Source organism: Nocardia sp. CWNU-33, from assembly GCF_046764895.1.
Lineage (GTDB): Bacteria > Actinomycetota > Actinomycetes > Mycobacteriales > Mycobacteriaceae > Nocardia.
Genome location: NZ_JBKOQN010000047.1, coordinates 1 through 24,855 on the forward strand (window position 1 = coordinate 1; position 24,855 = coordinate 24,855).

Here is a 24,855-nt window from a genome sequence, read left to right on the forward strand (position 1 = left end):
GTGCACACTATTCACCGAAGCCCTTGAGTCTGAGATTTGTTCTGTCGCAAGACAAATCATCAGTCAAGGGCTTCGTTCATGATCAACTCGGGTCCCCGAGCACGACCTCAAACGTTAAAACTCAAGCTAGTCGATCGAGTCGGGGAGGTCTTCGATGTCGGAAGCTGTGCCGTGGCTTGCCAGTTCGGCTTTCACCACCTGGTAGGCGGTGGACTGGTTGTAGCCGCGGCGGGCGAGCATGCCGACGAGGCGGCGAATTGCTTTGTCGCGGTCCAGGTTTGCCGGCATCGAGCGGAGTTTGCGGCGAACCAGTTCGACGGCGCGGGATTCCTCGTCGTCCGAAGTGATGGCGTCCAAAGCGAGGGCGGCCTCGGACGGCGCGACGCCCTTGCGGCGGAGTTCTCGAGCAAGGGCCTGTTTGCCTTTACCGGAGAAGGTGTGGCGGGCGTGCACCCACTCTTCGGCGAAGGCGGCGTCATTGATGAGGTCGATCTCGGCGAGACGGTCCAGGGCGGCCTCGGTCACTTCGGGTGTGAATCCCTTGGCGGCCAAGCGTTGTGCGAGTTCTGCGCGGCTGCGGGCGCGGACGGCGAGCAGGCGCAGACTTGCGTCCTTTGCCTGCTCGACCGTCCCGCCCGGCGGGGTCGGCTCCGACGAGGACCGGTGCGCCCCGGCCTGTTTCGGCTCCGATCGACCCCGCTCGGATCCGGCCGCCACCGGATCCGCCTCCCATCGGCTTCCCGAACGATCAGAATCGCCCGATGAGGTGGCTTTCGCCCGCCTACGCTTGGATGTGGACCCAGTCGAGCGCGCCCGCTGCGGTTCGAGCGCGCTCGACCAGCTTCCTCCTATGTCCGGATCGGCGGAACCACCTTCAGCCGACCGGAATCGCCCGAATCCGGACTCGTGCGGTCGCGATCCAGTGTTGACCGGATCAGCGGAACGGCCAGAAGCGGACAGGAGTTCGTGCAGCCGACGCCGCGTTTCGTTCACCGGGTCGGGCCGCGCCTCATCGGGCGCGGCCGGACCGGAACGTTGCGGTGTGCGTCGGCCGTTCATCGGATCAGAAATCGGCGGGCACCTCGGCGACCGCATCGGCTGCGGTCACATCGGCGCCGATGCCGAGCTTTTCCTTGATCTTCTTCTCGATCTCGTCGCGGATATCGGTGTTCTCCAGCAGGAACTTGCGGGCATTCTCCTTGCCCTGACCCAGCTGGTCACCGTCGTAGGTGTACCAGGAGCCGGACTTACGAACGAAGCCGTGCTCGACACCCATGTCGATGAGCGAGCCTTCCTTGCTGATGCCGAAGCCGTACAGAATGTCGAACTCGGCCTGCTTGAACGGCGGCGACACCTTGTTCTTGACCACCTTGACGCGGGTGCGGTTGCCCACCGCGTCGCTGCCGTCCTTGAGTGTCTCGATGCGGCGCACATCCAGGCGCACCGAGGCGTAGAACTTCAGCGCCTTACCACCCGTGGTGGTTTCGGGGGAACCGAACATCACACCGATCTTCTCGCGCAGCTGGTTGATGAAGATGGCGGTGGTACCCGTGTTGCTCATCGCACCGGTCATCTTGCGCAGCGCCTGGCTCATCAGACGGGCCTGCAGACCGACGTGGCTGTCACCCATCTCGCCCTCGATCTCGGCGCGCGGCACCAGCGCGGCCACCGAGTCGATGACGATGATGTCCAGCGCGCCGGAGCGGACCAGCATGTCGGCGATTTCCAGGGCCTGCTCACCGGTGTCCGGCTGCGAGACGAGCAGGGCGTCGGTATCGACGCCGAGCTTGCGGGCGTACTCGGGATCGAGGGCGTGCTCGGCGTCGATGAAGGCCGCGACACCGCCCGCCGCCTGCGCGTTGGCCACCGCGTGCAACGCGACGGTCGTCTTACCCGAAGATTCCGGGCCGTAGATCTCCACGACACGACCGCGCGGCAACCCACCGATACCGAGGGCCACATCCAGCGCGATGGAACCGGTCGGGATCACCGAGATGGGCTGGCGGGCCTCCTCGCCGAGACGCATGACCGCGCCCTTGCCGAAGCTCTTCTCCACCTGAGCCAACGCCATCTCGAGCGCCTTGTCGCGGTCATACGCCTGTGGTGCCATGTCCTGATCCCCTTTTCGCCGGGTAAGTCTTCGTTCTTGGTTGGCGCCCACATTAGAGGGCGGCACCGACAAGTTCTGACGCCAACATTAGACGAACAGATGTTCGAGTCAAGCGACGCGCCCGGTAACACGCGAACCGGCTTTCCCGCCCCTGGCAACCGGCCCGTTAAGCGAGGTTGAGCCGCGACGGAGCCGCCGAACATCGACGTGATCCGATCACCGCACCAAGGAAATCCGATCACTGTCCAGCAGCGTCTGCGCCTGCTTGAAGACCCGCAGCGCGGGCGTGACCTCGACGTCGGTGATTCCGTCGAGGGGGCCGAGCCGCTGCGTGACATAGCGGTAGAGGTGTGCAGTATCGCTACACACGATCGAAACCATCAGATTGGTAGGCCCGGTGGTCGCGGCGACGAACACGGTTTCCGGGTGCGCCGCGATCGCGGCACCCGTCGCCTCGAGGTCGGCGGGCCGGGTGCGCAACCACAGCCCTGCCCGCACGGCATATCCCATCCGCTCGATCGCGAAGTCGAGATCGAAATACAGCACCCTGGATTCGACGAGTTCGGCCATCCGGCGGGCCACTCGCGTTGCGGTCCAGCCGATTTCGGCGGCGATCTGCGCGTACGGCGCGCGGCCGTCGCGGCCGAGAATCATCAGCATCGCCTCGTCCTGCGCCGAGAAGTCGACCGGAGTCTCCGGCCCGACGTGGTCGGCCGTCGATCCTCGCGGACCGAGTTGGCGCAACTGGGCCCGGGTCAGCAGGTGGCTGTAATGCGGCCAATCCTCCGCGAGCGGGAACCGGTGGATCACCTCGTGCGCGATCAGCCCGGTCACCTGACTGGCCTGGGGCAGTGTGTGCAGCAACAGTCTGTCGCGACGCTCGGCGGAGCGTGGCCGGCTCACACAGGTCACTTCGGACCCGGTGGACAGCAAGGTGACCCAGCTCAGATCGGGGAACCTGGCCAGCGATTCGGCCAGCCGCACCGCCTTGTCCGGTGTCGACCGGAGCCGGATCACCCAGCGGGCGTGCCCGAGCGGCACCGCGTTCACCTGGCCCGACACATGCAGGATGCCGCGTTGACGCAGTGACCGATAGCGGCGCGCGACGGTCTGTTCCGACACTCCGAGGATGACGCCCAGCTTGGCGAACGCGATTCTGGCGTCGGTCACCAGTGCGTACACGATCTGCTTGTCGAGCACATCCAGCAGGGAGGATTCCTGCGCCTCTTCGAGCTTCACCGGAGGAATCTATCGCAGAGAGCGGTATAGCTATGTGGATATCGCCGGTTGTCGCACGCTGGGCGTCGAAATCGTTCGCATTGCCCTTGGAGGCTTCCTGTGAAGAAATGGCTCCCCTTGTTCGCCGCGTGCCTCGGCACGCTGATGCTGCTCATCGACGTCACCATCGTCAATGTCGCACTCCCCGACATCGCCGCCGATCTCGGCACCAGCCTGTCCGGCTTGCAGTGGGTGGTCGACGGCTACGCGCTGGCACTGGCGGCACTGCTGCTGATACTCGGCTCGATGGCCGACCGAGTCGGCGCGAAACGGACGTATCTGGCCGGGCTCGCAGTGTTCGCCGTCGCGTCCCTCGTGTGCGGGATCGCGCAGTCCGCATCGAGTTTGATTGCGGCACGGGCACTTCAGGGCCTCGGCGGCGCGGCCATGTTCGCCACCACGCTGTCGCTGTTGCACTCGACCTACACCGGCCGCGATCGTGGTGTTGCCTTCGGCATTTGGGGCGCGGTCTCCGGTGCGGCGGCAGGCCTCGGCGTCGTACTCGGCGGCGCACTGACCGACGCGTTCTCGTGGCGCTGGATCTTCTTCGTCAATCTGCCGATCGCGGTGGTGGCAATCGCCTTGACCGCCCTCGTGTTTCCGCAGTCGATGCGGCGGGCCGATCGCGCGGTGGATCTGCTCGGCATGCTGACCTTCGCGACCGCCGCAACCGGAGCGACCTATGGTGTCATCCGCGGCGGTGAGCACGGTTGGACCGACGGTCCCGCGCTGTCGGCGCTGGTGCTCGGCGGCGCGGCGCTGCTGGCCTTCTGGCTCGTCGAATCCCGTAGCGCGGCACCGATGTTCCCGCTGGCGCTGCTGCGAAACCGCGATTTCGGCGGCACCCTCATCGGGGCGAGCGGACAGACCTTCGCGGCTTTCGCGGCAACACCGCTGATCTCGCTGTGGCTGCAGCAGCAGTTGCAGATGACCCCGCTGCACGCGGGCCTGGCAATGTTGCCGATGGCCGCGACCGCGTTCGTGGTCGCGGGAGTGTTCGGGCGACTGCTGCACGACACGGCGCCGAAGTGGACGATCGGGGTCGGGCTCGTCGTCGTCGGCATCGGCGCCGGACTGCTCACCCTGATCGACACCGGATCATCCTGGAGCGCACTGTTGCCCGGGTTCATAGTGATCGGTGCCGGGATCGGCGTCAACGCACCGGCATTGGTCGCCGTCGGCATGGCCGCGGTGCCGCCGCAGCAGGGCGGCACGGCCGCGGGCGCGGTCAATACGGCGCGGCAGCTTGGGCTCGCGCTCGGAGTCGCGGTGCTGGGCACCGTGTTCCGCGAAGTCGCCGACGCCGATCAGCGGATGACACCGGCGCAGTTCGTCGATGGGCTCGACGCGGCCCTCCAGGGGGCGGCCGTCGTCGGCATCGCATTCGGACTGATCGCGTTCGCCCTGTTCCACCGGCAGCGCACGGTTGCCGGGGCAGAGCGGGGCGATCGCACGGCAGTCGCCGCACGGTAGCCTGCTGGTGCAGGAGGCGTGATCGGGAGCCCGCAGCTCCCGATCACGCCTTTCCTGGTAATCATTCGATCGAGCGAGCATGGCAGCCAGGGGCGAGTGCCGCGATCCGCTCGACGGTCGTCCTCGGCACTATCGCCGCGTTCCGACCTGATCTCGTCAGCGTCGACAAACGCTGCCGCGCATCAGATTTCGATGCACCACGGTCTCGTGACTGCTACTGCTGCGGCTGGACCGAGTCGTCGCCTTCTTTCCGTGGGCCGAAAATGCGGCGATCGGATTCGGTGATGCGGACATCGTTGATACTCGCCTCGCGGCGCGACATCAGGCCTTCGGGGGTGAACTCCCACTGCTCGTTACCGTAGCTGCGCCACCACTGGCCCGACTCGTCGTGCCATTCGTACTGGAAGCGGACCGCGATGCGGTTGCCTTCGAAGGCCCACAGGTCCTTGCGCAGCGCATAGCCGTTCTCGACGGACCACTTCCTGGTGAGGAACTCCACGATCGCCGCGCGGCCGGTGAAGAACTCGTCGCGATTGCGCCACACCGAGTCCTCGGTGTACGCGGCGGCGACGCGCTCCGGATCGCGTGTGTTCCAGGCATTTTCGGCGGCACGGACCTTGACCTCGGCGGATTCGCGATCGAAGGGTGGTAGTGGGGGTCGCATGACGACTCCTTCCTCGAGTGTTGACTGCCGTGGGTATCGCGATCTCCCCGGAAATGTTCAACCGCTATTCCTTGTTTGATCGGTTAGAACTTAGCCGCAACAAGCGGCCCGAGTCAACCTGTAAAATTACTTTATCCGGTTAGAACGGCGGTGGTTGCCTTGGTAGAACATAAAGGCTCGTTACCCTCAGTCATGCTCGATCCACGCCCCCACCTCGGTGAACCGCTGGCACTCGACCTGTTGAACACGAGGTGGATCGAGAACGGGCCACAGGACCTGCTGACCGATGTCGCCGGACTCGGCGTCTGGCTCGACTCGGCGGGCCTTGCGCACCGTGCGTCCGCGGACGAACGGACGCTGGAAGCGGTGCTCGCCGCGCGCACTGCCATCTACGACGTCGTGAAGCACAGCACCGCCTCCGGACTCAACGATGTGCTCGAACACGGCCGCGTCCGGCGCACCCTCACCAGCACCGGCCCCACCGACGTCGATGACGTGGCCGACCCGGCCTGGCTCCCCGCCTGGCTGGCTGCCGACAACCTGCTGCGCCTGCTCACCGAAGCCCCCGACCGCATCCGTCAGTGCGCCCACCCCGACTGCGTGCTGTTCTTCTACGACACCTCGAAAAACGGCACCCGGCGCTGGCATTCGATGGCAACCTGCGGCAACCGCGCCAAAGCCGCGCGCCACTACGCGAAGAAGGGGTGAGGTCAGAAGAGCTCGTCGAGCAGCCGGTAGTAGCCGAGACGGCGCCGATCGGGCTCGGCCAGGCCGTAGGCGGTGAAGAACGCGCGCACCTCGTCGGCGCCGAAGTCCTCCCGCAGATCGCGTTCGGCCAGCGCAAGATCGCGATACCGATCCGCGACACCGAGGCCGCCGACATCGATCAGAATGCCGCCTTCGAGCACGTTGGACGGCGTGAAGTCGCCGTGAGCGACCACGAGATCCTGCTCGTCGGGGCGCTGCGCACGGAGTCGGTCCAGTATCTGTTCGGGGACCAGATGCTCATGGTCAACATCGAAGTCCTCGGGATCGATCAAACCCTCGAGCACTCGGCGAGCGGCCCGGGTCAGCATCGAATCGAGTCGGCCGTCGAACGGGCACCCGGCAATCGGGATGCTGTGCAGGCTCCGCAGCAGCGCACCCATGAGCGCCCCTACCGTCCCGCCCACGTCCGAACCGTCGGCTGCGGGATATCCGCCGGGAACCTCACCACTCCCGGACGACGCATCGCCCTCGGCGGCATGGGCCCTGCCTTCGGGGATACCGCTGTCTCCCACCGCACCGATTTCGGCAGCAGCACGCTCGTTGCCCTCGGCGCGCGAGGCGAGACTCGGCACGCCCGCGTCGGCGAGCACCAGCACATCACCGTCGAACACGGCCACATCCGGTAGTCGAATCCCATAGTCGCGCAACCAGTTCAGGCGCGCATGCTCGGCCACCGCCAGCGGACCGCGCTTGACCCAGTACATGCCGTTGACGAACGAGACCCCGCCGCTCAGCCCCTCGTGATCATCCGACCAGACCGGTGTGGCACCGAGCAGTGCGGCGATTGCGGGAGGTAGGGCAACGGGCAGCTCCTCCAGGGCGTCCAAGATCGCGCAAGTCGACTCGACCAGCTCGGAATCGGCCTCGGCGCTGCGCAGCGCCAACGCCTCGGCCAACAGTGTGCGCGCTTCGTCGAGCCTGTGCTGCTCGGCGAGCGTTGTACCGAGGTGTTGGAGCGCGAACGACAGCACCTCCGGCACGTCGGTTCGGGCCAGGTCCAGCGCCTGCCGGTAGAGGATTTCGGCAGTCACCGCATCGCCTTGATATCGATAGACGTCACCGAGGTTGATCAGCACCGCGACCCGCCGTCGCTCGGTGTCGGCACATTCCAGTGCCCGGTCCAGATGGTCGAGTGCGTCCTCGTAGCGCCCGAGCAGCAGCAGGTCGATCCCGGTCTGCTGCCATTCGACATAGCCGGTAGGCCGGACTGCTGCCACCCGCGCGGCCAGGTGCTCACGATCGGTGTCAGCCATGTGCAACCGCCCGTCGAAGGGGTAGCCGGAGGCCGCGCCTGCGTCCCGGCCGAGCGCGGGACCGCGGACGGACTGCGTCCGCCGGCTCGGGTGATCGGTCACCATCGGCCGCGTGGCACGTCGAAGTCTGCACATAGCGCCCGCCACACATCCCGGGGATCGACCCCCGCGTCGATGGCGGTGGCCCCGGTCCGACCGCCCAGCGACGGGATCACATGATCGGTGAGCAGGGCATCACCACGGGCCACACCGAACTCGGTGTGCAACAGCTCCTGAAACTCAGTCAACCGCACCGGGTTCAAGATACTCGCGCCCTCCGACCCGATGCGCTCCGCCTGCGGGTCCCCAACCCGTGCGCTACTGGGCTCGCACCTCGTCCAACACCGCACGGCAGCGCGCGATCGGGTCGGCGACGGTGGCCGCATCCGCGGCTGCGGATCGGGCCGCCGCGGTGTAAGCAGGGGTGTGCAGCAAGTCGAGGACTGCCGAGCGTACGGCGTCGGCGGTCAGTGGGCGGACCAGGATCGAACTACCTTGGCGGGCGGCGCGATTGGCCAGTTCCCATTGATCGCCGCCACCGGGGATCGTCACGATCGGGACGCCCGCGAGCAGGGATTTGGCCAGCAGGCCATGGCCGCCGCCGCCCACGACGGCGGCCGAGTGGGTGAGTAGTTCGTCTTGGCGCCCCAGACCCGCAGTCGCCCACGACGGCAGATCGGTGGGCGGGCTGTCCAGCAGGGAGATCGCCACCCGCACGCCCGCGCCGTCGAGCGCCTCCAGCACAGTCTCGACCATGCCTGCGACACCGGTGTGCGCGGTCGAGGGCGCAACCATGACCAGTGGTTCGTTGCCGGGCGGCGGTTCGAGGATCGCGCTGGTCGGCTCCCACAGCAGCGGTCCGATCACGTAGGTGTGTTCCGGCCAGTCCGGGCGCGGCACCTCGAGTGCGGGCAGGGTGGCGATGAGCCTGGCGGCCGGACCCGGATCGGTAGCGGGTAGCCCAACACCCTCGCGGGCCTGCTCACGTTGGCGCTGACCGTTGCGAATGGCCCGCGCGGTCAGGGTGCGCAACACTCCGTCGCGCAACCTGCCACGCACACCCTCCCCTGGTGCGAGTCCACTCCCGATGGGCGGCAACGCTTTCGACGGCAGATACAGCGGATGCGGGGACAGCTCTACCCATGGCACCCCCAGGCGTTCGGCAGCCATGCCCCCACCCGCGGTGAGCACATCCGACACCACCAACTCGGGCAGCATGGCGCTCAGATCCGGCAGGATCTCCGTCGAAATGTGCGCGGCCCGTTCATGAATCCGCTGCCCGGCGTCGGCGTCGTCGTCGGCGGCCCGCGGCGCAAGGCCCTTGAGGCGACGCACCGGAATGCCCGCTTCCCGCGCGACATCGAACCACCGTGGCCCGGTGAACAACACGGGCTCGTCACCGGCCGCGAGGAATCGCTCGCACAGCGCCAACGCCGGAAACGCATGACCTGGATCCGGTCCCGCTACTACGGCAACACGCATTCGCCCAGCCTGCCACACGCTCTCTCGCGCCGAGCCGGCCCGTCGGGCCCGATGTTCACGCAGTGGTCGATCGCTGGACGCCGCACCTGGCGCCAGCGCCTGCAATGATGGTCTAGACCATTGAGGCCGTATTGGAGGATGCAGGTGCCCATCTCCACCGTCGACGAATTGATGAGCTTGCTGACCGGCTGTCACGACGTCTGGGACTCGCCGGACCGCAACGGCGACCCGGTCGACATTCTCGATCACGACCTGCAATGCGCAGAACTACTGCGCAGCGCCTATCCGGCCGATGAGGAACTACGACTAGCGGGCCTGCTGCACGACATCGGCCACCTACTCGTTCCCGGCGACGATGCAGGACACGGCAGGCACGGCGCACAGGCAGTGCGCCCGCTGCTCGGCAACCGGGTCGCCCGGCTGGTGGAACTCCACGTTGTCGCCAAGCGATATCTGGCCGCGACCGACGCCGTGCACGCCGACGGGTTGTCACCGTCCAGCCAGCGCACACTGGTCGCCCAGGGCGGCCCCATGGACGAGAGGGAAATCGCGGAGTTCCAGGCGGACCCGGATTTCACTGCGCGATTGCCCTGCGCCGCGCCGATGACGCAGGCAAGGTCGTCGGGTTGGAAGTGGCGCGCTTGGAGTCGTGGCGCGCCGTCATCGAACGAGTCGCCGCCGCAAGCTGACGACCGAATTGCAGGCTGCGGCCGACTCGGACAGCCACGGCGGGGCGGCCGGCTCGGCACTGTCGCACCAAGAATCGCCGGCGCAAGCCGGATCGAATGTCAGCCGCGGAAGTAATAGAGCTCGAAGCCGACAGCGTGATCGGCCGGGAAGCCTTCCTTCGGGCCGGTCGCCATCTCGATGACGGCGCGAACCTGGTCGGCGACCGGTTGGGGGCTGAGGATCTCCAGGTAGCGGCGATGCTCGGCGAGCGAGGCCGCGGCCTGGTCAAGGGTGTCGGTGACGTCGACGGCATGGGTAGCGGTCGGCCCGACTACCGCCGCCCACCGTGGTGACCACGGCGCGAGGTCGGAAAGTTCAGGAAAGATCCACTCGTTGCCCGCGTCGGAAATTGCGTCCAGGCCCGCGCGGCCGACCGCTCGGTGGTCGGCGCTGTTGGCATAGCCGGGAGCCCAGGCGTCCCCGAAGTTGAACAACACCACCAACTCCGGCCGATGACGCCGGATCGCGGCCGCCAGGTCCCTGCGCAAGGTCAGATTTTCCTCCACCCGACCATCGGGGTGACCGAGGAACTCGACCTCGTGAACTCCGACAACCTTGGCCGAGGCAATCTCTTCGGCCTCGCGCAGTGGACCGGCCTCGGCAGGCGGGATACCTGCCATCCCGGCTTCACCCGAGGTCACCAGAACGTACCTGATGTCCTTCCCCTGCCCGGTCCAGCGCGCCACGGCCGCAGCCGCTCCGTATTCGATGTCATCGGGGTGGGCGACGATCACCAGCCCGCGCTGCCAGTCCTCCGGAACCTGTTCCACAGCACACATTCAAGCACTCTAATTACCGAACCGGCCGCACCGCTCCGAGTTCCCGGCGCACCGGCCTGCGCCGCGCTACATCCACTCGCGACCACTCCTGCGCCGACCCCACAACGGCACAGCGACCCACTACAGCTTGGTGGCGGACTTATCCGAGCCCGATACCGCCTTGTACAGCAGATACAGGCCGAACACCACGGCGCTGATCACCAGGATCGGAAACAGTCCCTTGATGAGTGCGCCGATAATCGCCAGCGCGATCCAGACGACCGCGACGACACCGATGATCTTCCACAACATTGCCAGCCTCCAACAAGTCTCATGCGCATCGCCGTTCCGACGACCCGACTCCTCAATCCTGGCAGCCCGACGCCAATAAATCACCAGGTCAGCACCGACATCCGGGTGAAGATCAGGGTTCACCCTGATCTTCGACTCACCGTCTGCGCCTTCGGATCGAGGGGCCGATCACCACGAAGACCGAGGCCGAAACCGCTGGTCGCAGGCAGTCGAACGGCGCTACAGTCCCTGCGGCGGCAGTTGAGCGCCGACCTGATGGTCGGCGACCTCGGTGAGCGCCTGCGCCCAGCCGTCGAGACGGTCGGCGGCATGACGCAGATCGGAGACGATCACGTCGAAATCGTGCCGGAGCACCAGGGTTTCCGGCACCGCGAGAATGCGCCCGGCGGCAGCGACCACCTGCTCGTATTCCACGACGCCCGCATCGAGGCGACCGAGCGCGAACTGCACGTTGCCCAAAAGTGCATCTGCCGCATCGGAATTCGTTCCGCCCATCGTGCTGATGGCGCGCTCCATCGCGGTCACATCGGCGGCGAGCGCGTGCAGAGCGGCCGCACCCGATCCCGCGGTCTCCAGCATGTCGACCAGTTCATCGTCGGGCAGCCGCTTCGAGCGCGCGATCTGCCCGACCAATCCGTGCATAGCTCGCTCCGCACGAATCAACCTGGTGATCGGTGCCCGCGTGGCCGACCACAACGGCGGCTGCTTGGGCGCAACGAATGTCGCCTGTGGCAGCGGCGCATTGCGCAGTCGCAGATAGCGACGCGCACTCAGCGCGGTCCCGGTCACCAGGGCGACGGCTCCCCCACCGACGACAACGACCGCCCAGGCCGGCGCAGCGATGATGACGAGCCCGACCGTGCCCGCGGTGGTGAGGCCGGACACCGTACCGAGCTGGAAGCTGCGACGGCGGGCCCTGCGCCGCTTACGCAGCTCCCGTTCCCTCGGATCCGCCCAGCGGCGGACCGCGACCAACGCGTGCTGGCCGACCTCGCGCAGATTGTCGGGAAGACTTCCCGGCTGCGGCACGATCGCGGATTGTGCGCGCACCACAGCGCGACGTCCCGACCGCACGACACCCGCTTCCGCCCGGACCGACTGTTCCCGGATTCGCTTGCGGCTCACGGTTTCCCTCCCACCGGTGGTTCGGGCCGGTCGATACAAGGCCCGAGCGGCACCCGAGTGTTGCGCTCCGCCGAGAGCGCGTGCACCGAACAAGCCTTCACCGAACCAGTCCTCGCCGAACCTCCGGCAGCGTAGTTCCAGCGACCGGCAGCAGTCGCCGGTAGCTACTGCTGCGCGGTCTGGCCCTTGTTCATCTGCGGCTGCGCCGGATTGGCCTGGGTCTGTGCCGGGCTGATGGCGGGCGCGCCTGCGCCACCCGTAGGCAGTGCATCGCCTCGCATGGATGCGCGGATCTGCTCGAGCTTGCTGTGTCCTGCCATCTGAATGCTGGCCTGCTGCACCTCGAGCATCCGGCCCTGCACCGAGTTCTGCGCGAGCTCCGCGGAACCGAGCGCGTTGGCGTAGCGCCGCTCGATCTTGTCGCGTACCGCGTCCAGGCTGGGGGTGGAGCCCGGCGCGGACAGCGTGGAGTCCATCTGCTGCAGCGAGGCGGAGACCTGCTCCTGCATCTTGGCCTGCTCGAGCTGGCTGAGCAGCTTGGTGCGCTCGGCGACCTTCTGCTGCAACATCATCGCGTTCTGCTCGACGGCCTTCTTGGCCTGCGCGGCCGCCTGCAGGGACTGGTCGTGCAGCACCTTGAGGTCCTCGACGGACTGCTCTGCGGTGACCAGCTGCGCGGCGAAGGCCTCGGCCGCGTTGGTGTACTGGATCGCCTTCTCGGTGTCGTTGGCGGCCGCGGCCTGGTCGGCGAGCAGGACAGCCTGGCGCGCATTGGCGTTGAGCTTCTCGACCTCGTCGAGCTGGCGGTTGAGCTTCATCTCCAGCTGACGCTGATTGCCGATGACCGACGCGGCCTGCTGCGACAGGGCTTGATGCTGGCGCTGGGCTTCCTCGATGGCCTGCTGAATCTGGACCTTCGGATCCGCATGCTCCTCGATCTTCGAATCGAAGAGGGCCATCAGGTATTTCCAGCCCTTCACGAACGGATTAGCCATCGATTGATCCCGCCTCCATCTGATGCGCCGCGCTTTACCGCGACTCTAGTGCGCGACCGTCACGCACCCGATATGTGCCTATCCTCCACCATGTGGGCACCTGACCGGGAGAACCCGGCCTTTCCGACGCCTAGGGAGAATCTATCCGTTCCCGGCACCGGTCCGCAGCGTTGCCCGGGGCTGCCACCACTCGTTCTGTGTCAATTGCTCTTCACCAGGATCAGCATGTCGGATTTCGGCGCCGGAATGACGATCCGGGTGTCCTCCGCGATGTGCGGCGGGCGGACCTTCGTTGCGGCACCGGCCACCGACATCGTGGCCGTCGCGGGCTCCAACGCGGGCTCGGCGCCGGTCTCGGCGGGCTCGGCGGCGGCCGTCTGCTCCGCTTCGGCCGCGGGGGTGGCGGCGGACTCGCGGGCGGGAAGTCCGTCGGACCCTGCCATGATCGTGCTCACATCCCATAGCACCCGCGACAGTGGCACATCCAAGGCGGCGCAGATTGCGGCAAGCAGTTCGCTGGATGCCTCCTTGCGGCCGCGCTCGACCTCGGACAGGTAGCCCAGGCTCACCCGCGCCGAGGTGGACACCTCACGCAAGGTCCGACTCTGGGCGAGACGAGCACGCCGCAGACTGTCGCCGATCGCCTCTCGCAGCAGCGTCATCTCGTTCTCCTTCGCTCACTGACAGCGGGCCACGCGCGGCGCCTACAAGCACTGCGCATGCCGTTCTTTCTGGCACAACGTCGGACACGGTCCGGTTGGTTCCCGCGGAGCGAACTTCGATTCGCCTCGCGCTCACTACGCCGAAACCGAGGTTTCTCCGGCCGTCACGTATCGCAGTAACTCCCGAATGGCCGTGTGCGTTGCGCCAATCCTGATAGTCCACCGGTCACCGAGGAGTTTCAACCGGACGACCTCGGTATGCCCTGGACCAGCCAGTCCGAGGAAGACAGTGCCGACGGGATGCCCGTCCTGAGCGTCCGGTCCTGCGACACCGGTCAGCCCGACGCCCCAGTCCGCGCCACATCGGATCCGAGCGCCGACAGCCATCTGCTCAGCGGTGCTCGCGGCCACCGGACCCTCCGTTGCCAGTACTTCGTCGCTGACGCCCGCGAGACTGTGTTTGAGATCAGTGGCGTACACCACCAATCCGCCGCGCAGCACCATGCTTGCGCCGGGCACGCCGGCGATAGTCGCCGCGAGCAGGCCCGCCGTCAGGGATTCCGCCGTAGCCACGGTCTGTCCGGCCGCGCCGAGTGCGTGCACCAGGTCGGCGGCGGGCACGTCGGCGATCAGCGGATCCGTCATGCCCCGCGAGTCCGTCCCGGTGTGCCCGCGAACCACACCCTGGCGGCCTGCCCGACGTAATCGAGGCCGGTGAGGACCGTCAGCGCGACCGCCACGTACATCAAAGCCATCCCCGCGGTGGCGAATCCGCCTGCCAACGGCAACAGCAGCACCGCGATCGCGACGGATTGCATGAGGGTTTTGAGTTTGCCGCCGCGACCTGCCGGGATCACGCCGCGGCGCACCACAGCCAACCGCAACAGGGTGACCCCGATCTCACGGCCGCAGATCACGAGGGTGATCCACCACGCCAGATCGCCGAGAACGGAAAGGCCGATCACTGCGGACCCGATGAGCGCCTTGTCCGCGATCGGGTCGGCGAGCTTGCCGAAATCGGTGACCAACCCATATTTGCGGGCCAATTGCCCGTCGAAGCGATCGGTGATCGCGGCAAGGCCGAACAGCGCCGCCGCCGCGATCCGCCAACCGGTTTGATGCCCGCCGGCCGCGAACAGCGCGAGCACGAAAAGTGGCACCAGTGCGATCCGCATCATGGTCAGCACATTCGCGATATTCATCAGCGGAACGGCAGGCTCGGCCTGCGTCGGCACGAACCCGGAATGGATCGGAGCGGGCTCGGTCCACTGGCGGTCGATCTCGTCGGGCTGCACGCTCATGCCTCCGCCTCGGTGGGCGGCCTCATGGCCGCCTCTCCATCCGGTCGCGCTGCTCGGCGCGATGCGGTGAGCGGAGCGATCGGATGTGCGGCACACCTTCAGACTATCGGTAACCGGGCCGACTACTGTGCACCCCATGACCTCTCGGGGACCAGTAGGTGGTTCGACCAGCGATGCGCATTCCGGCGTGGCACCCGCCGCGCGCGACTCCGCCCTGCTCGTGCGCCGCGCCCGAACGTCCGATGTACCCGAGATCAAGCGCCTCGTCGATGTCTATGCCGGTCGGATCCTGCTGGAAAAGAACCTGGTCACCCTGTACGAGGCGGTCCAGGAATTCTGGGTTGCCGAGCTCGACGGCCGGGTGGTCGGCTGCGGCGCGTTGCACGTGCTGTGGGCAGACCTCGGCGAGGTGCGCACGGTCGCCGTGCACCCCGATGTCAAGGGGCACGGGGTCGGCAAGCTCATCGTGCAGCGCCTCGTCGCGGTGGCCAGGGAGTTGGAGCTCGGGCGCCTGTTCGTGCTCACCTTCGAGGTGGACTTCTTCGCAGGCCACGGCTTCGTCGAAATCGAGGGCACCCCGGTGACCGCCGAGGTGTATGCCGAGATGTGCCGCTCCTACGACACCGGTGTGGCCGAGTTCCTCGATCTCAGCTATGTGAAACCCAACACTCTGGGCAATACCCGAATGCTGCTGAACCTCTGACAGGAAGCGATCCTCGTGCCGATCTTCGCCGTTCATTACACCTATTCCGAGGCCACCGTCCCTGGCCGCGACACCTATCGCCCCGAGCATCGGGCCTGGTTGTCCGGTCTGGTCGAGGCGGGCACCCTGCTCAGCAGCGGGCCCTACCCGGACGGTTCGGGCGCCTTGCTGCTGTTCCGCGCCGACGACGAGACCGCGCTCACGGATCTGCTGGCCGATGATCCGTTCGCGCGGGAGAAACTGATCGACGCGGTCCGCGCCGTCGAATGGGTGCCGGTGATGGGCGCATTCGCCGTCTGATCGGATCCCGCGGCAAGCTCCGCCGGCCGCGACCGTTGGCGTCAGCTGTCGCGATGACGCCAACGGGTGTGGCTCATTCGCCCGAGATATCGACCGGTCGCGATGACGCCAACGGGTGTGGCTCATTCGCCCGAGATATCGACCGGTCGCGATGCCGCCGCACCGCGGGTCTTGATCAGGCTGGCGACCGTCGCCACGATCAGGATGCCGAGGATGACCCCCAGCGACGCCGGCGTCGATATTTCCGGGACACTCACATGCCGGCCACCGTTGATGAACGGCAGCGTGTTCTCGTGTAGCGCATGCAGCACCAGCTTGACGCCGATGAACGCCAGGATCGCCGAGAGCCCGTAGGACAGGTAGACCAAGCGATCGAGCAATCCGCCGATCAAGAAGTACAGCTGACGTAAACCCATGAGTGCGAACGCGTTCGCGGTGAACACGATGTAGGGCTCCGCGGTGAGGCCGTAGATCGCCGGAATCGAATCCAGCGCGAACAGCAGGTCTGCGAAGCCGATCGCGAGCAGTGCCAGTAGCAGTGGCGTGACCGCGCGGCGGCCATCGATCCGGGTGACCAGCTTGTCGCCGTCGTAGCTGTCGGTGGTCGGCAGCACCCGCTTGGCCAACGCGACGATCCTGCTGTCGCGTTTCTCCTCGTGCTCGACCTCGTGGCCGCTCTCGCGCAGCAGCTTGACGGCGGTGTACACGAGAAATACCCCGAACAGGTAGAACACCCAGCTGAACGCGCTGATCGCCGCCGCGCCGACGGCAATGAAGATGCCCCGCATGACCAGCGCGAGCACGATGCCGATCAACAGCACCTTCTGCTGGTAGATCCTCGGCACCGCGAATGTCGCCATGATGATGACGAAGATGAACAGATTGTCCACCGAGAGCGCTTTCTCGGTGACGAAACCGGCGTAGTACTCCCCCGCGAAGGTAGAACCCCACTGCCAGGCGACGAAGCCACCGAACGCCAGCGCCAGTCCGATGTACACCGCCGACCAGGTCCCGGATTCCTTGAACGTCGGATCGTGCGGCGTACGGACATGTGCGAAGAAGTCGAAGACGAACAGCCCGAGGATCACGAGGATCGTGATCATCCACTCGAGAGCGGTTACGTGCATGCGGCGTCCTGGTGATTGATCATGACATCAAGCATGCCCGATTTGTCCGTTCTTGTCGGCTTGCGGGGTGGTTGCTGTCAATAATTTCACATGCGTGCACGCACCCCTCCATGCCACAGTGACGAAGTGGTCGACGACTATCGAGTCCTCAACAAGACGAACTGGGACGAACGGGCACCGCTGCACGCCGCCGCGCGCGACTACGCCGTGGACCGTTTCCTGTCGGAACCGGACTTCCTCAGCGAGGTGGTGCGATTCGATCTGCCGCTGCTCGGCGACATCCGCGGGCTGCGCGGGGTCCACCTGCAATGCCACATCGGCACCGACACGATTTCGCTGTCGCGGCTCGGCGCCACCATGACCGGACTCGACTTCTCGCCCGCGTCCCTGGCACAAGCCCGGTCGATTGCCGAAAAGGCCGGAGCCGCAGTAGATTTCGTCGAGTCGGACGTGTACGACGCGGTGTCCGTGCTGGGCGGTGCGCGCTTCGACCTGGTGTTCACCGGGATCGGCGCACTGTGCTGGTTGCCGAGCGTGGATCGGTGGGCCCAGACCGTCGCGGGACTACTGCGGCCCGGTGGGCGGCTGTTCCTGCGCGAAGGCCACCCGATGCTGTGGGCGACGGACGAAAATCACACCGACCGACTGGTCATCGGCTATCCGTACTTCGAAACACCTGAGCCGATGGTGTTCTCCGATGGCGGCACCTACGTGGCGACCGACGGCGTGCTGACCCAGACCACCACGCACGAATGGAACCACGGATTCGGGCAGATCATCACCGCGCTGCTGGATGCGGGCATGACGATCACTGGGCTCGTCGAGCACGACACGGTACCGTGGGAGGCGCTACCCGGCCTGATGACCTGCGACCCGAACGGCGAATGGCGGCTCACCGAGCATCGGGAGCGACTGCCGCTCAGCTACACACTGCAAGCACGCAAGACCTCCGGGACCGAGACTGTTCTCGGCGCGACGCACGAACGGTGACCAGGACATCGGATCACGGTACGACGGGTTGCCCGCAGGGCTCGTTTGTGGTCGAGCCGTCACCGGCGCCGAGCATGTTGTCGGCGAGGAAGTTGTCCACATAGCCACCGACACGGGTGAAGACGGCGGAGTAGCCGGGGCGCGCATTACCTCCGGCCCAGGAGTACAGGCCGACGAGCGTCGCCTTGTCGTTGCTGCGGGTGACCAGGGGACTGCCCTCGTCGCCCGCACCGGGCGATTTACCACCCGCGTCGAGGCCGGCGGCGATCATGTTGGCGGTGACCGCTGCGACCCCGTACTGGCCCTGAGCTTGTTGACGGCTGACGGTCGGCAGATCAACGCCCATCAGTTGCGAAGGCGTCTCACCACCTTCGCGCAACGCCCCCCACCCCGACGCCTGCGCGATCACACCGCCTCCGGGGTCACTCCCCGGTTCTGGCAGACACACCGTTGCGGCGTTCGTCCCGAACGACAGGTTCTCGGAGGTGTGCAGCACGGCGATGTCGTTTTCGCGGTTGACCACGTCGTAGCGGGGATGCACCACGATCTTCTCGATGTCGACCACGCTGCCGCCGGAATCGTGCCGCAGCGAGCCGTACCGCAGCTTCAACTGCTCCGGCCGGACGCCACGAACGCACATCGCCGAGGTGATCACGGTACGACTGTTGAGCGCAGCGCCGCCGCAAGCGTGCGCGCCACCCTTCTGCACGCTGACCGTCCACGGGAATTGATCATCGGCCGCCACATAACCGCCGACGATCGCCGATGCAGGCGTAGACATCCCCACCACTAGCGCACTCGCGCCGAAAACCACCGTCGCGAACGCCCGCCACCGAACAAAGGCCTTGCTCATCGCTTCCCTTCCCACCGACCACACTGACGAGGTGAAGTACCGCAACCGCCGGATGTCAACGGTAGCGGTGTGGATGCGGAGAACCCCCGAATCGCGAGGCGTGTCGTAACATCCGTACCGCGCGCCGGGTGGTAGCGCGATCGCCCACCGGTACCGATCGCCCTCGCATTCAGGTCCGGCGCCGACGCCCGAACAATAAAAATCGGTTCCCCACCGGGAGCCTCGGTGCTACCGTCGGAGACAGCGAACCCACGAACCACAGAAAGGCACAGGCGGATGATCGGGCAGACCCAGCAGCGACGGCAGCGATTGCTAGACAATGCCTGGCTTGCCTATGTCCTACGTTCGGCCATGCAATTCGGCGATCGCGCGATGCGTGTGAGCGGCCCCTGAGGTCTCGATCTCGAGAAGACCTGCAACAGGGGTCATTCCGCGGCACCCGCCGAGGAATGACCTTTTTTCATGGCAGCATGCCCGAGCGGCCGAAGGGACCTGACTGTAAATCAGGTGCGATCATGCCACCGGAGGTTCGAATCCTTCTGCTGCCACGTAGTTTTCACGCCCGCGTGGCTCAGTGGACAGAGCGGCGCCTTCCGAAGGCGCAGGTCGGTGGTTCGATTCCACCCGCGGGATCGGGTTGCCGGACCGCGGAGCCGTTCTACGTAGCCGGTTAGCAGACATCGCGGAAGTCCTTCCACTAGTTGACAATTCGAGGAGGCAACTGATGATTCGAGATCACAGAACAGTTACTGGCCAGCTGGATGCTTTCCGCAGGCACAACTCACGCATTCACGCGTCTGCGGGCGCACTGCTCACCTCTGACACTTCTCGCACCGAAACGCACCGCCGCACTGGAATATCGACATCAGATGAACGCGAGAAACATCTGCGTGGCTCGCCGGGACGCTGCGCAGAGCTGGATGAATTTGTCGGACCAGAGTATTGAGAACAACCGATCCCTCGTAGCCCAACGGGTAGAGGCACCGGCCCTAGAAGCCGGACAGTGCGAGTTCGAATCTCGCCGAGGGAACAATCCGCGCGCCTAGGCGGGTGAGCGCGCTCGTAGCTCAAATGGATGGAGCACCGGCATACGAAGCCGGCGGCTGGAGGTTCGAGTCCTCCCGAGCGCACTGATGGAGTGTGGTGTAACGGCTGCACAGCGGTCTCTGAAACCGTCGGTTCAGGTTCGAATCCTGGCACTCCAGCTGTTGATTCACTCCACACGGCTCATGCAGGATGCCGTCGGGCTCTCATAAGGCCCGATCGCGTGGTTCGACTCCACGATGAGCTACTACCGTCTCACTCCGCGTCGGTCCTGTCGGGCACCTCGGCGCCACCACGGATCGACCACAGCAGACCATCCAACTCGTCGGGCTTGATGAGGACGTCGCGGGCCTTCGAGCCTTCGCTCGGGCCGACCACGCCACGGGTTTCCATCAGGTCCATCAGCCGGCCTGCCTTCGCGAAGCCGACGCGCAATTTGCGCTGCAGCATCGAGGTGGAGCCGAATTGGGATGTCACCACGAGTTCTACAGCCTGGACGAAGACGTCGAGGTCGTCGCCGATATCGGGGTCGACATCCTTCTTCTCGCCTGCCTTCGCGGCGGTGACACCCTCCTGGTATTCGGGTTCTGCCTGGTTCTTGGCGAAATCGACGACGGCATGGATTTCCTCGTCGCTGATGAAAGCGCCCTGCAACCGGGTCGGCTTGCCAGCGCCCATGGGCAGGAAAAGGCCATCGCCCATGCCGATCAGCTTTTCCGCGCCGGGCTGGTCGAGGATGACTCGGGAGTCGGTGAGCGAAGACGTGGCGAAGGCGAGGCGGGAGGGCACATTCGTCTTGATCAGGCCGGTCACCACGTCCACCGACGGCCGCTGTGTGGCAAGCACCAGGTGAATGCCTGCGGCGCGGGCCTTCTGGGTGATCCGCACGATCGCGTCCTCGACGTCGCGCGGCGCGGTCATCATCAAGTCCGCGAGCTCATCGACGATGGCGAGAATGTACGGATAAGGACGGTAGATCCGTTCGCTGCCCAGCGGCGCGGTGATCGCACCTGACTTCACCTTCTTGTTGAAGTCGTCGATGTGGCGAACCTTGTTGGCCTGCATGTCCTGATACCGCTGCTCCATCTCTTCCACCAGCCAGGCCAGCGCGGCAGCGGCCTTCTTGGGTTGGGTGATGATGGGCGTAATCAGGTGCGGAATACCCTCATAGGGGGTGAGTTCCACCATTTTCGGGTCGATGAGGATCATCCGGACCTCGTCGGGAGTAGCCCGCCCGAGCAGCGAGACCAGCATCGAGTTCACAAAGCTCGATTTACCGGAACCGGTGGACCCTGCCACCAGCAGGTGCGGCATCTTCGCGAGGTTGGCCGAGACGAAATCGCCTTCGATGTTCTTGCCGAGCCCGATCACCAAGGGGTGGTGGTCATTTCGGGTCGAGGGTGCTTTGAGCACATCGGCCAGGCGAACCAGTTCGCGGTCGGCATTGGGGACCTCGATGCCGACGGCGGATTTGCCGGGGATGGGGGCGAGCAGTCGAACGTTCTCCGTCGCAACGGCGTAGGCGATATTGCGGGTCAGCGCGGTGATCTTTTCGACCTTGACGCCGGGCCCGAGTTCGACCTCGTAGCGGGTGACCGTCGGACCACGCACGAATCCGGTGACCGCCGCGTCGATCTTGAATTGCACCAGCACCTCGGTGATCGCCTCGATCATCGATTCGTTGGCGGCGCTGCGCTTCTTGGGCGGATCACCGTCGGTCAGCAGAGTGAGCGGCGGCAACACATAGTCGCCCTCGATCTCGCGATCAGCGATCAGTTCCATCTGCTTCGGCGGAGGTGGTGTCTGATCGGCTACCTTGGCCGGCCGCTTCTTCGGCTTGGGCGGCTCCTCGGGCGGCTCGACCGCAATCGGTTTGGCGTCGCGCAGCGGCGGCTCGCCGAGCACTTCGGTGACCGCGTCGGCATTACCGAATTCATCGGGCGGATAGTTCTCGACCGGGGTCCGTCCGCGTCGCGTCGACGCGCCGGCACGATGCAGCGGAAAGCCGTCCGCGTCGTACTCCGCCGGGTCGTAGTCGCCGTCGTACTCACCGTATTCGTCGCCACCAGTGCCGATGCCGAAGTAATCCCGCAGCCGGTCGGGCACCTCGCGCACGGTGGTGCCGGTCAGCAGGAGCACGCCGAAGACGCTGGCCAGCAATAGAATCGGCACCGAGAGCCACGCGGTGAGCCCGTTGGTGATCGGGCCGCCCATCACGAAACCGACGAAACCCGCAGCGCGGGAGCGGCCGTGCGCATCGGCAGGCGATCCGGCGGCGATATGCCAGAGGCCGAGGATGGGCAACCCGACCAGCATTCCGCCGAGCACCAGGCGCGGCCGAATCTCCGGCTTCGCCTCGGTGCGCATCAGCACGATGGCGATAGCGGTGGCCACGAAAGGCAGTCCGGCCGACGCGGATCCGGAGACCGCGCGGATGGCTTCCTCGACCCAGTGTCCGACCGGGCCGCCCGCCGACAGCCAGACTGCCGCCGCGATCACTGCGCTCAGCGCGATGAGGGCGAGGGCGATGCCGTCGCGACGATGGCCGTGTTCGATCTCGCCCGCCCGGCTGATCGTGCGGGTGGTGGCGCCGAGACCCCGCGCCAGCATGGTCCAACCGCTAGTGATGCCACGGCTGATCACCGCGAGCGGCGCAGTGTCGGACTTGCGAGGGGCCGGGCGGCGGGTGGTGGTGCCGCGTCGACGTGGAGTGGGGGCGGTGCCGCGCGGGGTGGCGGCACCGCGTGGTGTTGCCGAGCGGGACCGTGCCGTGGTGGTCCTCCCCCGGGCCGATCCCGCCCGCGCACGAGAGGTCGTGGAGCTGCGGGACTTACCTGCCATGACCTCAGGCTAGCCGCAAACGCCCCATCCGGACCATCCGCAACACTGGTATCGGCCGTCTCAACCCTGCCGAATCATACGGAAGCCCAGGTCGCACCCGCCGCCGTCGAGCTCGCTTCGCACCCGAATCGCCGCGCGTGTGTCGAGCGTACTGCGGCTACACCGAGCGATCGAGGGCCAGCACGGCGCGCACATCGCCCGGTGCGCCGGCGGTCTCGAGGCGAACTTCGTCGCGACCGAAGGCATGCAGCAGCAATTCCGAAGGCTTGCCGGTCAATGTCACTTCGGCCTCGGATTGCGTGTGCACAACCGCCCGGTCGCCGTCCGGCGTCGCGAGCACGACGGTGACCGTCGCTTTCCGATATGCCATTCGTGCCATCTTGCGCAGCAGCGACCACAGCCGCGCCTCATCGGCATCCGACAGCGTGCGCGGCTCCCACCCCGGCGCACTACGGCGCACATCTTCATGGTGGACGAACATCTCGGACAGGTTGGCGACGGCATCGACCGGGCGCAGGGGTGACCACCACGGCGGTCCGGTGCGAACCTCCTCCAGCAGCTCCTGGAATGGCTTGCGCGCAATCTTTGCCTGCACACTGTCGAGATACCCGGAAAACGGTTTCAGCATGATCCCCGGTGCCGCGTCGGGGCGGCGCTCACGAACCACCAAGTGTGCAGCCAGTTCTCGCACGGTCCACTTCCCACAAAGGGTGGGTGCGTCCGGTCCCACGGCGGACATCGTCTCGACCAGCGCCCGACGCTCCCGTTGTGCCATGCTCACGTGCTCGAACATAGTCGATCGGCTGAGGCATCGACATTGCCGCACAATAAGTTATCGAAGTTGCGCCCTGGCTTTCGCTCGGCAACACTGTCCACCGCACGCCCGGTGCGGGGAGCCGTAATTCCCCCGGCATCGCCCGGCGCCGAGTGGATCCGACGGCCGCGCCCCGAATTCTCGGGTAGCGCTCGAGGCCTCGGCTCTGTAGCTTGTCACTCGGTCCATCGGGTCGTGGACCTGTGAGCAAGAAGGGGATTCACCTGTGAAGAAATTCGTCACCGGTGCCGCCATCATGGCGGCAACGGTTGGATCTGTGCTGGCCACCGCGGCTCCCGCGCAAGCCGCGTACGGGTACTACGGCGCCATTGCCGTCTCCAACGACGGGGACTACGCGATCTCGAACAACTACGGCAGCTACTCGGCCGCGGAGAATTCCGCCGTGTCGGCCTGTGGCTACGGTTGCTCGGTGCTGATCTCGTGGACCAACGGCTGCGGTGTCCTCGCCAGCTCGTCGTCGCAGTGGAGCGCGTCCGCTCGGGCCAGCTACTCCGCCGCCAAATCGGCCGCGTTGAGCCGGGTGCCCGGCGGCTATGTCGTGGACTGGCGCTGCACCAGCGGCTACTCGCTGTAACTCCGACACCCACCTCCGTCGGGTCCGTACAGGTCCGCGACAACTCATTCCAGGGGAAATTTAGTGAAGCACAGAACAATTCGAGCGGCGGTCGCGGTCGTACTCGCGACGGCGGCACTCGGCCTCACCGCGTGCACCTCCGACAAGGACTCATCGTCGGGCTCCAGCACGCCGACCTCGGCGCCGGGCAAGTTCGAGAGCGGTAAGAGCGGCGAGGGCACCGCGGAGGGATCCGCGAAGACCACGACGCCGCCGAACCTGGCGAAGCCGGCCGTCGGTCTGCTCAACGAGCGCATCACCAAGGCGTTCGACCCGAGCGTCAGCAGCGAGGAAAAGATCAGCTGGGTGCAGGACGCCGAGCGCGATCCCCAGCTGGTCGACAAGCTCGTCGAGGCCGCAAAGGCACAGAACGTCAAGGTGGAGATCACCGGCGTGCAGGAGCCCAAGGACGGCAAGCTGAAGGCCGACGCAAAGGTCACCATCAACGGTGAACCGGTGCAGAACGCCTTCGTCGAGTTCGTCGCCGAGGGTGACCAGTGGAAGGTCTCCCACCAGTTCACCTGCAACGTCGTGAAGTCGGCGAAGCTGGATTCGGCTGCCTGCCAAGCCAAGTAAGCTTCCACTACATACAAAAACCGC

General features: G+C 66.1%; 26 protein-coding genes and 5 tRNA genes. 13 read left to right on the top strand and 18 right to left on the bottom strand.

Going from position 1 to position 24,855, the window contains the following annotated elements; all coding sequences use genetic code 11:
* Window positions 1-126: 126 nt before the first annotated feature.
* From recX to ACLMAL_RS35615, 3 genes are all read right to left on the bottom strand, one after another.
* Window positions 127-717, bottom strand: coding sequence for a recombination regulator RecX (recX, locus tag ACLMAL_RS35605; protein ID WP_412003078.1), 591 nt, complete (start codon window positions 715-717; stop codon window positions 127-129).
* Window positions 718-1,063: 346 nt separating this feature from the next.
* On the bottom strand, window positions 1,064-2,110 hold the full coding sequence (gene recA, locus ACLMAL_RS35610; protein ID WP_328403677.1) for a recombinase RecA: 1,047 nt from the start codon (window positions 2,108-2,110) through the stop codon (window positions 1,064-1,066).
* A 216-nt stretch (window positions 2,111-2,326) separates the two neighbouring features.
* Window positions 2,327-3,349 (bottom strand): Lrp/AsnC family transcriptional regulator, encoded by a 1,023-nt coding sequence (locus ACLMAL_RS35615; protein ID WP_412003079.1) that lies wholly within the window; start codon window positions 3,347-3,349, stop codon window positions 2,327-2,329.
* 99 nt (window positions 3,350-3,448) lie between these two features.
* On the opposite strand from ACLMAL_RS35615, the gene ACLMAL_RS35620 reads away from it, so the two are divergent.
* Window positions 3,449-4,861: an MFS transporter gene (locus ACLMAL_RS35620; protein ID WP_412003080.1), complete on the top strand. Its 1,413-nt coding sequence runs from the start codon at window positions 3,449-3,451 to the stop codon at window positions 4,859-4,861.
* Window positions 4,862-5,075: 214 nt separating this feature from the next.
* Here the strand turns inward: ACLMAL_RS35620 and ACLMAL_RS35625 are convergent, their stop codons facing one another.
* Window positions 5,076-5,525, bottom strand: a complete 450-nt coding sequence (locus ACLMAL_RS35625) for a nuclear transport factor 2 family protein (RefSeq protein WP_412003081.1) — start codon at window positions 5,523-5,525, stop codon at window positions 5,076-5,078.
* 192 nt (window positions 5,526-5,717) lie between these two features.
* Here ACLMAL_RS35625 and ACLMAL_RS35630 point away from each other — a divergent pair, with 192 nt between their 5' ends.
* Entirely contained in the window at window positions 5,718-6,233 is a 516-nt protein-coding gene (locus ACLMAL_RS35630) for a CGNR zinc finger domain-containing protein (RefSeq protein ID WP_328403685.1), read from the top strand.
* A 2-nt stretch (window positions 6,234-6,235) separates the two neighbouring features.
* On the opposite strand, the gene ACLMAL_RS35635 is transcribed toward ACLMAL_RS35630, so the two are convergent.
* The 3 genes from ACLMAL_RS35635 to ACLMAL_RS35645 all read right to left on the bottom strand — a co-directional run bounded on the left by ACLMAL_RS35635 (window position 6,236) and on the right by ACLMAL_RS35645 (window position 9,067).
* Complete coding sequence (locus tag ACLMAL_RS35635; RefSeq protein WP_412003082.1) at window positions 6,236-7,651, bottom strand: phosphotransferase; 1,416 nt, start codon at window positions 7,649-7,651, stop codon at window positions 6,236-6,238.
* On the bottom strand, window positions 7,645-7,839 hold the full coding sequence (locus ACLMAL_RS35640) for a DUF3046 domain-containing protein (protein ID WP_328403689.1): 195 nt from the start codon (window positions 7,837-7,839) through the stop codon (window positions 7,645-7,647). The genes ACLMAL_RS35635 and ACLMAL_RS35640 overlap by 7 nt, the downstream gene beginning before the upstream one ends.
* Before the next feature lie 64 nt (window positions 7,840-7,903).
* Window positions 7,904-9,067, bottom strand: a complete 1,164-nt coding sequence (locus ACLMAL_RS35645; protein WP_412003083.1) for a glycosyltransferase — start codon at window positions 9,065-9,067, stop codon at window positions 7,904-7,906.
* Window positions 9,068-9,211: 144 nt separating this feature from the next.
* Here ACLMAL_RS35645 and ACLMAL_RS35650 point away from each other — a divergent pair, with 144 nt between their 5' ends.
* A complete protein-coding gene (locus ACLMAL_RS35650; RefSeq protein WP_412003084.1) occupies window positions 9,212-9,871 on the top strand; it encodes an HD domain-containing protein in 660 nt (219 codons plus the stop codon).
* Here the strand turns inward: ACLMAL_RS35650 and ACLMAL_RS35655 are convergent.
* The 7 genes from ACLMAL_RS35655 to pgsA form a co-directional block, all read right to left on the bottom strand.
* Window positions 9,856-10,566 carry a PIG-L deacetylase family protein gene (locus ACLMAL_RS35655; RefSeq protein ID WP_412003114.1) on the bottom strand — a complete coding sequence of 237 codons (711 nt, stop codon included), beginning with the start codon at window positions 10,564-10,566 and terminating at the stop codon, window positions 9,856-9,858. The two genes, ACLMAL_RS35650 and ACLMAL_RS35655, sit on opposite strands and share 16 nt — an antisense overlap.
* Window positions 10,567-10,695: 129 nt before the next feature.
* The gene (locus ACLMAL_RS35660) at window positions 10,696-10,866 is read right to left on the bottom strand and encodes a hypothetical protein (RefSeq protein WP_412003085.1); all 171 of its coding nucleotides are present in this window, start codon (window positions 10,864-10,866) and stop codon (window positions 10,696-10,698) included.
* Between the two features lie 219 nt (window positions 10,867-11,085).
* On the bottom strand, window positions 11,086-11,991 hold the full coding sequence (gene pspM / locus ACLMAL_RS35665) for a phage shock envelope stress response protein PspM (protein ID WP_412003086.1): 906 nt from the start codon (window positions 11,989-11,991) through the stop codon (window positions 11,086-11,088).
* 164 nt (window positions 11,992-12,155) lie between these two features.
* Entirely contained in the window at window positions 12,156-12,986 is an 831-nt protein-coding gene (locus ACLMAL_RS35670; RefSeq protein WP_412003087.1) for a PspA/IM30 family protein, read from the bottom strand.
* Window positions 12,987-13,186: 200 nt separating this feature from the next.
* Window positions 13,187-13,648, bottom strand: a complete 462-nt coding sequence (locus tag ACLMAL_RS35675; protein WP_328403701.1) for a helix-turn-helix transcriptional regulator — start codon at window positions 13,646-13,648, stop codon at window positions 13,187-13,189.
* 135 nt (window positions 13,649-13,783) lie between these two features.
* Complete coding sequence (locus ACLMAL_RS35680; protein ID WP_412003088.1) at window positions 13,784-14,293, bottom strand: CinA family protein; 510 nt, start codon at window positions 14,291-14,293, stop codon at window positions 13,784-13,786.
* Window positions 14,290-14,949, bottom strand: coding sequence for a CDP-diacylglycerol--glycerol-3-phosphate 3-phosphatidyltransferase (gene pgsA, locus ACLMAL_RS35685; protein WP_328403705.1), 660 nt, complete (start codon window positions 14,947-14,949; stop codon window positions 14,290-14,292). The genes ACLMAL_RS35680 and pgsA overlap by 4 nt, the downstream gene beginning before the upstream one ends.
* 136 nt (window positions 14,950-15,085) lie before the next feature.
* Between pgsA and ACLMAL_RS35690 the strand changes: the two genes are divergently transcribed.
* Both ACLMAL_RS35690 and ACLMAL_RS35695 read left to right on the top strand, forming a co-directional pair.
* Entirely contained in the window at window positions 15,086-15,652 is a 567-nt protein-coding gene (locus ACLMAL_RS35690) for an amino-acid N-acetyltransferase (RefSeq protein ID WP_412003089.1), read from the top strand.
* Window positions 15,653-15,667: 15 nt separating this feature from the next.
* Window positions 15,668-15,952: a YciI family protein gene (locus tag ACLMAL_RS35695; RefSeq protein WP_328403709.1), complete on the top strand. Its 285-nt coding sequence runs from the start codon at window positions 15,668-15,670 to the stop codon at window positions 15,950-15,952.
* Between the two features lie 122 nt (window positions 15,953-16,074).
* On the opposite strand, the gene ACLMAL_RS35700 is transcribed toward ACLMAL_RS35695, so the two are convergent.
* A complete protein-coding gene (locus ACLMAL_RS35700; RefSeq protein WP_412003090.1) occupies window positions 16,075-17,079 on the bottom strand; it encodes a TerC family protein in 1,005 nt (334 codons plus the stop codon).
* A gap of 126 nt (window positions 17,080-17,205) precedes the next feature.
* Between ACLMAL_RS35700 and ACLMAL_RS35705 the strand changes: the two genes are divergently transcribed.
* Window positions 17,206-18,069, top strand: coding sequence for a class I SAM-dependent methyltransferase (locus tag ACLMAL_RS35705; RefSeq protein WP_412003091.1), 864 nt, complete (start codon window positions 17,206-17,208; stop codon window positions 18,067-18,069).
* Between the two features lie 13 nt (window positions 18,070-18,082).
* Here ACLMAL_RS35705 and ACLMAL_RS35710 read toward each other — a convergent pair whose 3' ends face one another.
* On the bottom strand, window positions 18,083-18,922 hold the full coding sequence (locus ACLMAL_RS35710; protein WP_412003092.1) for a serine protease: 840 nt from the start codon (window positions 18,920-18,922) through the stop codon (window positions 18,083-18,085).
* A 464-nt stretch (window positions 18,923-19,386) separates the two neighbouring features.
* Here ACLMAL_RS35710 and ACLMAL_RS35715 point away from each other — a divergent pair.
* The 5 genes from ACLMAL_RS35715 (at window position 19,387) to ACLMAL_RS35735 (ending at window position 20,127) form a co-directional block, all read left to right on the top strand.
* Window positions 19,387-19,470, top strand: a tRNA-Tyr gene (locus ACLMAL_RS35715).
* 13 nt (window positions 19,471-19,483) lie between these two features.
* Window positions 19,484-19,555, top strand: a tRNA-Arg gene (locus ACLMAL_RS35720).
* Between the two features lie 323 nt (window positions 19,556-19,878).
* Window positions 19,879-19,952: transfer RNA gene (locus tag ACLMAL_RS35725), tRNA-Leu, on the top strand.
* A 26-nt stretch (window positions 19,953-19,978) separates the two neighbouring features.
* Window positions 19,979-20,052 (top strand) — tRNA-Arg (locus ACLMAL_RS35730).
* 4 nt (window positions 20,053-20,056) lie between these two features.
* A tRNA-Gln gene (locus tag ACLMAL_RS35735) sits at window positions 20,057-20,127 on the top strand.
* Window positions 20,128-20,221: 94 nt separating this feature from the next.
* Here ACLMAL_RS35735 and ACLMAL_RS35740 read toward each other — a convergent pair.
* Together ACLMAL_RS35740 and ACLMAL_RS35745 are read right to left on the bottom strand one after the other, a co-directional pair.
* Window positions 20,222-22,807 (bottom strand): DNA translocase FtsK, encoded by a 2,586-nt coding sequence (locus ACLMAL_RS35740; protein ID WP_412003093.1) that lies wholly within the window; start codon window positions 22,805-22,807, stop codon window positions 20,222-20,224.
* Window positions 22,808-22,964: 157 nt separating this feature from the next.
* The gene (locus tag ACLMAL_RS35745) at window positions 22,965-23,588 is read right to left on the bottom strand and encodes a TIGR03085 family metal-binding protein (protein WP_412003094.1); all 624 of its coding nucleotides are present in this window, start codon (window positions 23,586-23,588) and stop codon (window positions 22,965-22,967) included.
* Window positions 23,589-23,847: 259 nt separating this feature from the next.
* On the opposite strand from ACLMAL_RS35745, the gene ACLMAL_RS35750 reads away from it, so the two are divergent.
* Together ACLMAL_RS35750 and ACLMAL_RS35755 are read left to right on the top strand one after the other, a co-directional pair.
* Window positions 23,848-24,216 (top strand): DUF4189 domain-containing protein, encoded by a 369-nt coding sequence (locus tag ACLMAL_RS35750; RefSeq protein ID WP_328403721.1) that lies wholly within the window; start codon window positions 23,848-23,850, stop codon window positions 24,214-24,216.
* A gap of 63 nt (window positions 24,217-24,279) precedes the next feature.
* Window positions 24,280-24,831: a hypothetical protein gene (locus ACLMAL_RS35755; protein WP_328403723.1), complete on the top strand. Its 552-nt coding sequence runs from the start codon at window positions 24,280-24,282 to the stop codon at window positions 24,829-24,831.
* The last annotated feature ends 24 nt before the right edge of the window (window positions 24,832-24,855 follow it).

What these genes read in the sequence shown, in the direction of transcription:
- ACLMAL_RS35675 (WP_328403701.1), bottom strand. Translation starts at nt 13,648, where the DNA reads ATGACGCTGCTGCGAGAGGCGATCGGCGACAGTCTGCGGCGTGCTCGT.
- ACLMAL_RS35700 (WP_412003090.1), bottom strand. Translation starts at nt 17,079, where the DNA reads ATGCACGTAACCGCTCTCGAGTGGATGATCACGATCCTCGTGATCCTC.
- pgsA (WP_328403705.1), bottom strand. Translation starts at nt 14,949, where the DNA reads ATGAGCGTGCAGCCCGACGAGATCGACCGCCAGTGGACCGAGCCCGCT.
- ACLMAL_RS35710 (WP_412003092.1), bottom strand. Translation starts at nt 18,922, where the DNA reads ATGAGCAAGGCCTTTGTTCGGTGGCGGGCGTTCGCGACGGTGGTTTTC.
- ACLMAL_RS35625 (WP_412003081.1), bottom strand. Translation starts at nt 5,525, where the DNA reads ATGCGACCCCCACTACCACCCTTCGATCGCGAATCCGCCGAGGTCAAG.
- ACLMAL_RS35645 (WP_412003083.1), bottom strand. Translation starts at nt 9,067, where the DNA reads ATGCGTGTTGCCGTAGTAGCGGGACCGGATCCAGGTCATGCGTTTCCG.
- ACLMAL_RS35680 (WP_412003088.1), bottom strand. Translation starts at nt 14,293, where the DNA reads ATGACGGATCCGCTGATCGCCGACGTGCCCGCCGCCGACCTGGTGCAC.
- ACLMAL_RS35690 (WP_412003089.1), top strand. Translation starts at nt 15,086, where the DNA reads ATGACCTCTCGGGGACCAGTAGGTGGTTCGACCAGCGATGCGCATTCC.
- ACLMAL_RS35670 (WP_412003087.1), bottom strand. Translation starts at nt 12,986, where the DNA reads ATGGCTAATCCGTTCGTGAAGGGCTGGAAATACCTGATGGCCCTCTTC.
- ACLMAL_RS35635 (WP_412003082.1), bottom strand. Translation starts at nt 7,651, where the DNA reads ATGGTGACCGATCACCCGAGCCGGCGGACGCAGTCCGTCCGCGGTCCC.
- recA (WP_328403677.1), bottom strand. Translation starts at nt 2,110, where the DNA reads ATGGCACCACAGGCGTATGACCGCGACAAGGCGCTCGAGATGGCGTTG.
- ACLMAL_RS35630 (WP_328403685.1), top strand. Translation starts at nt 5,718, where the DNA reads ATGCTCGATCCACGCCCCCACCTCGGTGAACCGCTGGCACTCGACCTG.
- ACLMAL_RS35660 (WP_412003085.1), bottom strand. Translation starts at nt 10,866, where the DNA reads ATGTTGTGGAAGATCATCGGTGTCGTCGCGGTCGTCTGGATCGCGCTG.
- ACLMAL_RS35740 (WP_412003093.1), bottom strand. Translation starts at nt 22,807, where the DNA reads ATGGCAGGTAAGTCCCGCAGCTCCACGACCTCTCGTGCGCGGGCGGGA.